6 protein-coding genes are annotated in these 6,710 nt (G+C 67.7%); 1 reads left to right on the top strand and 5 read right to left on the bottom strand.

Going from position 1 to position 6,710, the window contains the following annotated elements; genetic code table 11:
- Window positions 1-85 precede the first annotated feature (85 nt).
- Together HMPREF3086_RS08495 and HMPREF3086_RS08490 are read right to left on the bottom strand one after the other, a co-directional pair.
- A complete protein-coding gene (locus HMPREF3086_RS08495; protein ID WP_070721334.1) occupies window positions 86-1,192 on the bottom strand; it encodes an NAD(P)H-dependent flavin oxidoreductase in 1,107 nt (368 codons plus the stop codon).
- A gap of 2 nt (window positions 1,193-1,194) precedes the next feature.
- Window positions 1,195-2,832: an acyl-CoA synthetase gene (locus HMPREF3086_RS08490; RefSeq protein WP_070721332.1), complete on the bottom strand. Its 1,638-nt coding sequence runs from the start codon at window positions 2,830-2,832 to the stop codon at window positions 1,195-1,197.
- A gap of 82 nt (window positions 2,833-2,914) precedes the next feature.
- Between HMPREF3086_RS08490 and HMPREF3086_RS08485 the strand changes: the two genes are divergently transcribed.
- On the top strand, window positions 2,915-3,721 hold the full coding sequence (locus HMPREF3086_RS08485; protein ID WP_070721330.1) for a crotonase/enoyl-CoA hydratase family protein: 807 nt from the start codon (window positions 2,915-2,917) through the stop codon (window positions 3,719-3,721).
- Window positions 3,722-3,734: 13 nt separating this feature from the next.
- On the opposite strand, the gene HMPREF3086_RS08480 is transcribed toward HMPREF3086_RS08485, so the two are convergent.
- The 3 genes from HMPREF3086_RS08480 to HMPREF3086_RS18015 form a co-directional block, all read right to left on the bottom strand.
- A complete protein-coding gene (locus tag HMPREF3086_RS08480) occupies window positions 3,735-5,198 on the bottom strand; it encodes an aldehyde dehydrogenase family protein (protein WP_070721328.1) in 1,464 nt (487 codons plus the stop codon).
- Window positions 5,199-5,320: 122 nt separating this feature from the next.
- Window positions 5,321-5,515, bottom strand: a complete 195-nt coding sequence (locus HMPREF3086_RS08475) for a hypothetical protein (protein WP_070721325.1) — start codon at window positions 5,513-5,515, stop codon at window positions 5,321-5,323.
- A 39-nt stretch (window positions 5,516-5,554) separates the two neighbouring features.
- Window positions 5,555-6,235 carry a class F sortase gene (locus HMPREF3086_RS18015; protein WP_239550776.1) on the bottom strand — a complete coding sequence of 227 codons (681 nt, stop codon included), beginning with the start codon at window positions 6,233-6,235 and terminating at the stop codon, window positions 5,555-5,557.
- Window positions 6,236-6,710 lie beyond the last annotated feature (475 nt).

Here is a 6,710-nt window from a genome sequence, read left to right as displayed (position 1 = left end):
ATGACTCACAACAGGTTGACAATCACCGCGGATCCCGAATCGGAGTAGCGGATCTGGCCGATGACGGCGAGACGAGCCCGTCCGGTCAGGCCAGGGTCGCGCGCAGTCGCTCGACGGCGGCCTCGTACTCGGCGACGATCTGCGCCATCGTCTCGGCCACGGGCACCACGCCCTCGAGGGAGCCGATGATCTGCCCTGCCGGCATGGCCACGACCTCGGGATCCTGCGCCTCGGAGATCCGCTGGTGGGCCTCCGCGACGAGGATGTTCTGCAGCGGCATCGGCAGCGGGTCCGGCGCGTCGGCGGCGGCCCACGCCTCGGTCCACTTGCTCTTGAGCAGCCGCGCGGGCTTGCCCGAGTAGATGCGCGTGCGGACGGTGTCGCGGCTGGTCGCGGCCACGAGCGCCTTCTGCATGGCCTGCGACCCGCCGTCCTCGGCGTACTCGGCGGCCGTGAGCCAGCGCGATCCCATCCAGGCGCCCTGCGCGCCCATCCCGATCACGGACGCGACCTGGGTCCCGTCGCCGATACCACCGGCGGCCAGCACCGGGGCCCGGCCGTCGAGGGCCTTGACGATCTCGGGGACCAACACCATCGTCGCGACGTCGCCGGTGTGGCCACCGGCCTCGCCTCCCTGGGCGATCACGATGTCCACCCCGTTGTCGACGTGGGCCAGGGCGTGCTTGGTGGCGCCGGCGAGCGCGGCGACCTTCATCCCGTTCTCGTGGGCGAGGTCGATGATGTGCTTCGGCGGTGAGCCCAACGCGTTGGCGATGAGTACCGGCCGGTGCTTGAGCGACATCTCGACGTGCGACTGGGCGACCGAGTGCAGCCACCCGATGACGCCTGCGTTGTGCTCGGCGTCATCGCCGAGCGGCGGGACGCCGAGGTCGTCGAGGACCCGGGAGACGAACGACTTGTGCTCCTCGGGGATCATCGCGGCGATGTCCTCCGGGCTCCCCTCGGTGGGGACCTTGTTGGGCATGACGATGTCCACCCCGTACGGCTTGCCGTCGGTGTTCTCGTCCATCCAGGTGAGCACCTCGTCGAGCTCCGCGGCGTCGTTGTACCGGACGCACCCGAGCACGCCCATGCCGCCGGCACGGGTCACCGCGGCCGCGACGGCCTTGGACGGGGTGAACGCGAAGACGGGGTACTCGATCCCGAACTCCTCCGCGAGGGAAGTGCGAATGCTCACTTGCTGATCTCCTGGCTGTCGTCTGCGGGGCGGGACGCGGCGATGTCCGCGGCCCACCGGTAGTCGGGCTTGCCCGCGGGATTGCGCTTGACCGAGTTCTCGACCCAGACCGCGCGCGGGCACTTGTAGCGGGCGATCTCCGTGCGCGCGTGCTCGTTGATCTCCTCGATGGGCGGGCACTTGCCGTCCCGGGTGTGCAGCACGGCGGCGACCTTCTGCCCCATCCGCTCGTCGGGGACGCCGATCACCAGCGCGTCGAACACGTCGGGGTGCGTCTTGAGGGCCGCCTCGACCTCCTCCGGGTGCACCTTCTCGCCGCCGGTGTTGATGGACACCGAGCCGCGGCCGAGCATCGTGACGGTGCCGTCGGACTCGACCCGGGCGTCGTCGCCGGGGATGGAGTAGCGCTTGCCGTTGTACGTCTTGAACGTCGCCGCGGTCTTGGCCTCGTCCTTGTAGTACCCCAGCGGGATGTGACCGGTCCGGGCCACCTTGCCGATGACATCCGATCCGGGTTGGATCTCATTGCCGTCGTCGTCGAGGACCGTGGTCTCGCCGTCGATCTTCACGCGCGGACCGCCGGTGTGGGTCTTGCCCTTCTCTGCCAGGGCGATGCCCGAGAAGCCCGTCTCGGAGGAGCCGATGGAGTCCGAGATCATCGCGTTGGGGAAGGCCTCGATGAACTGGTCCTTGACCGAGGGCGAAAAGAGGGCGGCCGAGGACCCGATGTAGAAGAGCGACGAGGGGTCGTACTTCTCCGCGTCCCAGGCCTCGATCATCGGTCGCGCCATCGCGTCACCGGTGATGAACATCAGGTTGATCTTGCGGTCGGTGACCGTTTGCCAGACCGTCTCCGCGTCGAATTCCGGGATGAGCACACTCGTGTGACCAGCGAACAGTGCCATGAGGATCGCCCACTGGGCTCCGCCGTGGATGAGCGGCGGTAGCGCGGCCCGGACCAGCACCCCGCTGTCGGCGGCCTTGTTCGCCAGCTCCCATTCGTCGGCGACCCGCTCCCCCGTGAGGAAGTCGATGCCACCGCCCAGGACCATGAACACGTCCTCCTGGCGCCACATGACGCCCTTGGGTGAACCCGTGGTGCCACCCGTGTAGAGCATGTAGATGTCGTCGTTCGAGCGCTCGCCGAAGTCCCGCTCCGGGGACTGCGCCGCCAGGGCGTCCTCGTAGTGCGCCACGGAGACGCTTTCGGGGACCACCGGGTCCGGTCCGTCGGTCCCGTCCTCGAACACCAGGCAGTGCCGGACCCCCGGGGTCCTGGGCAGTGCCTCGGCCAGGGTCTGCGAGTACCGCCGCTCGTGGATCACCGCGACGGCGTCGGAGTTGTCCAGGAGATACTCGAGCTCGGCAGGGACGTAGCGGAAATTCACGTTGACCATGACCGCGCGGATCTTGAAGATCGCCACCATGGCCTCGACGGCCTCGATGGTGTTGCGGCTGTACACCGCGACCTTGTCGTCGGGCCCCACCCCCACCGACTGCAGGTGGTGGGCGAGTCGGTTGGCACGGTCCTCGAGCTCCCGGAAGCTGAGCTCGCGATCACCCTGCACGAGCACGAGCCGGTCGGGGACGCGGTCCACGCTGTGTTCTACGAGATCTCCGATGGTGTACGCCATGCCCCCAAACTAGAACGTGTTACCTTCCCGTGGTGTGGGTTACATCGAACCCGGCATAAAGAAATCCTCCAGGAGATAGAAGATGACCAGCGCCGCAACCCCCGAGGACCAGCACCTGCTCACCGAGCGGCGGGGGCACGTCCTGATCGTCACCATGAATCGTCCCGAGGCCAGGAACGCCCTGTCGGGCCCGATGATGCGGGGTATGGAAGCCGCCTGGGATCTGGTGGACACCGACCCCGACATCCGGGCGTGCATCCTCACCGGCGCCGGCGGGTTCTTCTGCGCGGGCGCCGACCTCAAGGCCATGAACTCCGACGCCCCCGGGGACAAGTTCGCCGGCGGCGGCTGGGACCTCACGAAGCTCCCGGCCCTGCTCAAGGGCCGTCGACTGAGCAAGCCGCTCATCGCCGCGGTCGAGGGGCCGGCCATCGCGGGCGGGACCGAGATCCTGCAGGGCACCGACATCCGCGTCGCCGGACGGTCCGCGAAGTTCGGTGTCTCCGAGGCGCGGTGGGGCCTGTACCCACTCGGTGGTTCGGCGGTCCGACTCGTGCGCCAGATCCCGTACACCGTCGCGATGGAGGTCCTCATGACGGGCCGCCACCTCACCGCGGAGGAGGCCGAGCGTGTCGGGCTCATCGGCCGCGTCGTCGACGACGGATCGGCCCTCGACAAGGCCCTGGAGATCGCCGACCTCATCTCCGCGAACGGCCCGCTCGCCGTCCAGGGGATGATCGAGACGATCCGTCGGACCGAGGGCATGCACGAGGAGGAGGCCTTCAAGGTCGACGCCGAGGTGGGTGGCCGGGTGTTCGCGTCCAAGGACGCCAAGGAGGGCCCCCGCGCCTTCGCGGAGAAGCGCAAGGCGGAGTTCCGCGGGGAGTGACCGCGCGCCCGGACTAGAGCTTGAGGCGCGTCCGCGCGCGCATCGCCCCGAGGTAGATCGACGCCATCCGCTTCTTGTCCTTGGTATACGGCGGGGCCACGAATTCGGAGACGTTGGTGTTGAACGAGTGCAGCGCCACGGCCCGCTCGTGCGTGAAGGTCCGGAAGCCGTAGTGACCGTGGTAGCCGCCCATCCCCGAGTTGCCGACGCCGCCGAACGGGATCGCCGACGAGACCATCCCGATCCCGAAGTCATTGCCGTAGATGTTGCCTGAGCGGGTGCGGTCGGCGACGGTCTCGAAGCGCTCGTTCTTGTCCCCGTACCAGTACAGGACGAGCGGGCTGGGACGGGCGGTGATGTAGCGGATCGCCTCGTCGACGCTCTTGTAGCCGAAGACCGTCAGGACGGGGCCGAACACCTCGTCGTCGTCGATCTCCATCTCCGGGGTGACCCCGGTGAGCAAGGTCGGCGCGATCTTGCGCGTCACCGCGTCCGGCAGCCGCTCCCCCGCCGGCGTCGCGTCGCGCTTGACGGCGCCCTTGGCCACGGCGTCGTCGACGAGCCCGACGATCCGCTCATAGTTCGAGGTGTTGATGACGGCCGTGTACTCGGGGTTGCCGACGATCGCGGGCAGGCTGGTGCGCCACTGGTCGAGCACGATGTCGCAGAACGCGTCGACCCGGTCCTCGGGGACAAACACGTAGTCGGGGCACATGCACACCTGGCCACCGTTGACCAGACGGGAGGCGGCGACACTGCGGGCGGCGCGCTCGATGTCCGCGCTGGAGTCCACCAACACGGGGTTCTTGCCGCCGAGCTCAAGCGTGACGGGCGTGAGGTTCTCCGCGGCGTCCTTGGCCACCGACTTTCCGACGGCCGGCGAGCCGGTGAAGAACAGGTGGTCGAACGGCAGGACGGAGAAATCTGAGCCGCGGCCGTGCTCGGGCCCGATCACGGCCAACTCGTCCACGGCAAAGTAGTCGGGCGCGCGCCGGGCGAGCACCTCGGTGGTGTTCGCGGTGACCGACGACGGCCGCAGCATCACGCGGTTGCCGGCGCCGAGCGCGGAGCCGGCCGGGACGATCGTGAGGTACAGCGGGAAGTTCCAGGGGCCCATGATCCCCACGACTCCCTTGGGGTCGTGCCGGACCTGCTGGTGGAACCCGACCCGGTCCAGGACGCGGGAGATCCGGGTGGGCTTCATCCACTTCTTGAGGTGGGAGCGCTGGTGGTCCAGGTCCGGGATCGACGACGCGATATCCGTCAGCGTGGACAGGGTCTCGGGGCGGGAGCCGTAGTCCTCGCGCATCGCCTCGGTGAGCTCGGCGGCGTTGTCCAAGACGAGTCGCTTGAGCCGGGTGATGCGGTCGCGGCGAACCTTGGCGCTGGGCTGCGGGTCCGCGAGGAACGCCTGCTGCTGACGCTCGAGAATCTGATCGAGCGTGAGCTCGCGGGCGGTGGGGGTGGTGATGACCATCCGTCCAGGATAGAACGTGTTCTCATCTGATGCGAGGTCGATGACCGAATGGTGTCGGTGGCGGGTGCCTCCGCGGCAGCGAGGCCCGGCGCGTGTGTGCGCCGGGCCCCGCTGCCCCATCGTCAGTCGATCGCGCAGGTCGCCGCGTCGACGGTGCGGGTGCGTCCGTCGACGGTGACGGTGAGTCGGCCCGTTGCGCTGGGGATCCTGGTGGCGCCGGGCAGGTCGGCGGTGCACACCTGCGTCCCGCCTGAGGTGCTCACAACCAGCTGGGGTTGCCCGTCGACCTCGTCGAGTCGGGCGAAGTTCGTTCCCACCCTGACTAGAATGCGACTCGAAGCACAATGCCGTCGAGGTCAGTTCACATGGTCGGCGTAAAGGTAAACGTTGTCCTCATAGTCACCGATGCCATTAATATATTCCAAGTCTCCACCGCAGGTCACAACCGCTAATCTCCGTGGCCCCTCCGGCCCGTCCAGCACACTCTCTTCGACGCCGTCCGCCTTCGGGCGCTCGACCACGTTCGTCACGCGCCACGTTGTGACGGCCCCCTGTTCATCGGAGGTGTGCACAAACTCTCCGGGGCGGATACGCGCCAAGTTGAACAACGCACCGTTGCCCTGGCCGCTCATATTCACGTGTCCGGCGATCAGCACAGTGCCACTATCAGATTCCAATCTTGCACCATCGACCCACTTTCCAACCTGGGTCACATCCAACGGGGGCGTGAGAACCCCGTTCAGCACCGTTGCGTTCAGAATGGGCGCCGTCACACCCAGCGGCCCCAGCGACAGCGTCTCGGGAGGCAACATTGGCGGTGCAGGCTGATCGCCATTTGCGAGCGGCGCACTATCGACGGTGCCTTGCGCAGACGGGCGGGGAGGGTTGGGGTCAATCACGGGAGATGACGGCTCGTCTGTAAAGAACAACATCGCGCCCACGGAGAGCATCGCCACCGCCAGCAGAAGTCCGATGACGCCCGAACCGCGCCGCCATCCGCTCTCGCCACCGCGTTTCACGCGAGATCGCTCAACCATCTTCGTCCTCCCGAGTTCTGCCTACCACGGTAGCCACAGCGAAACGCCCGTTGTTGGGGGAAATTCCCCAACAACGGGCGTCGCGCCTGCTTCACATCACTGCACTTAGCGCACCCGGCGGATGGCCAGCACAGCGCCAGCGCCACCGAGAGCAAGCAGCAGTGCTGCTAGACCAATCGCGGGCGGCGAGGTAAAGACAGTAGACGCTCCACCACCGTCGATCGCGTGCGGACGCTCACCCGAAGCGCCTCCCGACGTGCCGGGAGCCGCAGGGTTAACGGAGGCACCGGGGGCCTCCCGCTGACCGGGGCTACTCGGGACATCCGGGACACCAGGGACATCCGGGGCGCCCGGAGCGTCAGGAACATCCGGATTGCTCGGATTCAGTGAACCCAACGAACCGAGATCCGTCGAACCCGAATTGCTCGAATCAAGCGACCCCAGGGAACCAAGCCCCGCAGATCCCAGCGAGCCG

It is taken from the genome of Dietzia sp. HMSC21D01 (genome assembly GCF_001815995.1).
Taxonomy (GTDB): domain Bacteria; phylum Actinomycetota; class Actinomycetes; order Mycobacteriales; family Mycobacteriaceae; genus Dietzia; species Dietzia cinnamea.
Note: the sequence above shows the minus strand (reverse complement) of the source record. Positions and strands in the feature narration are given on the sequence as shown.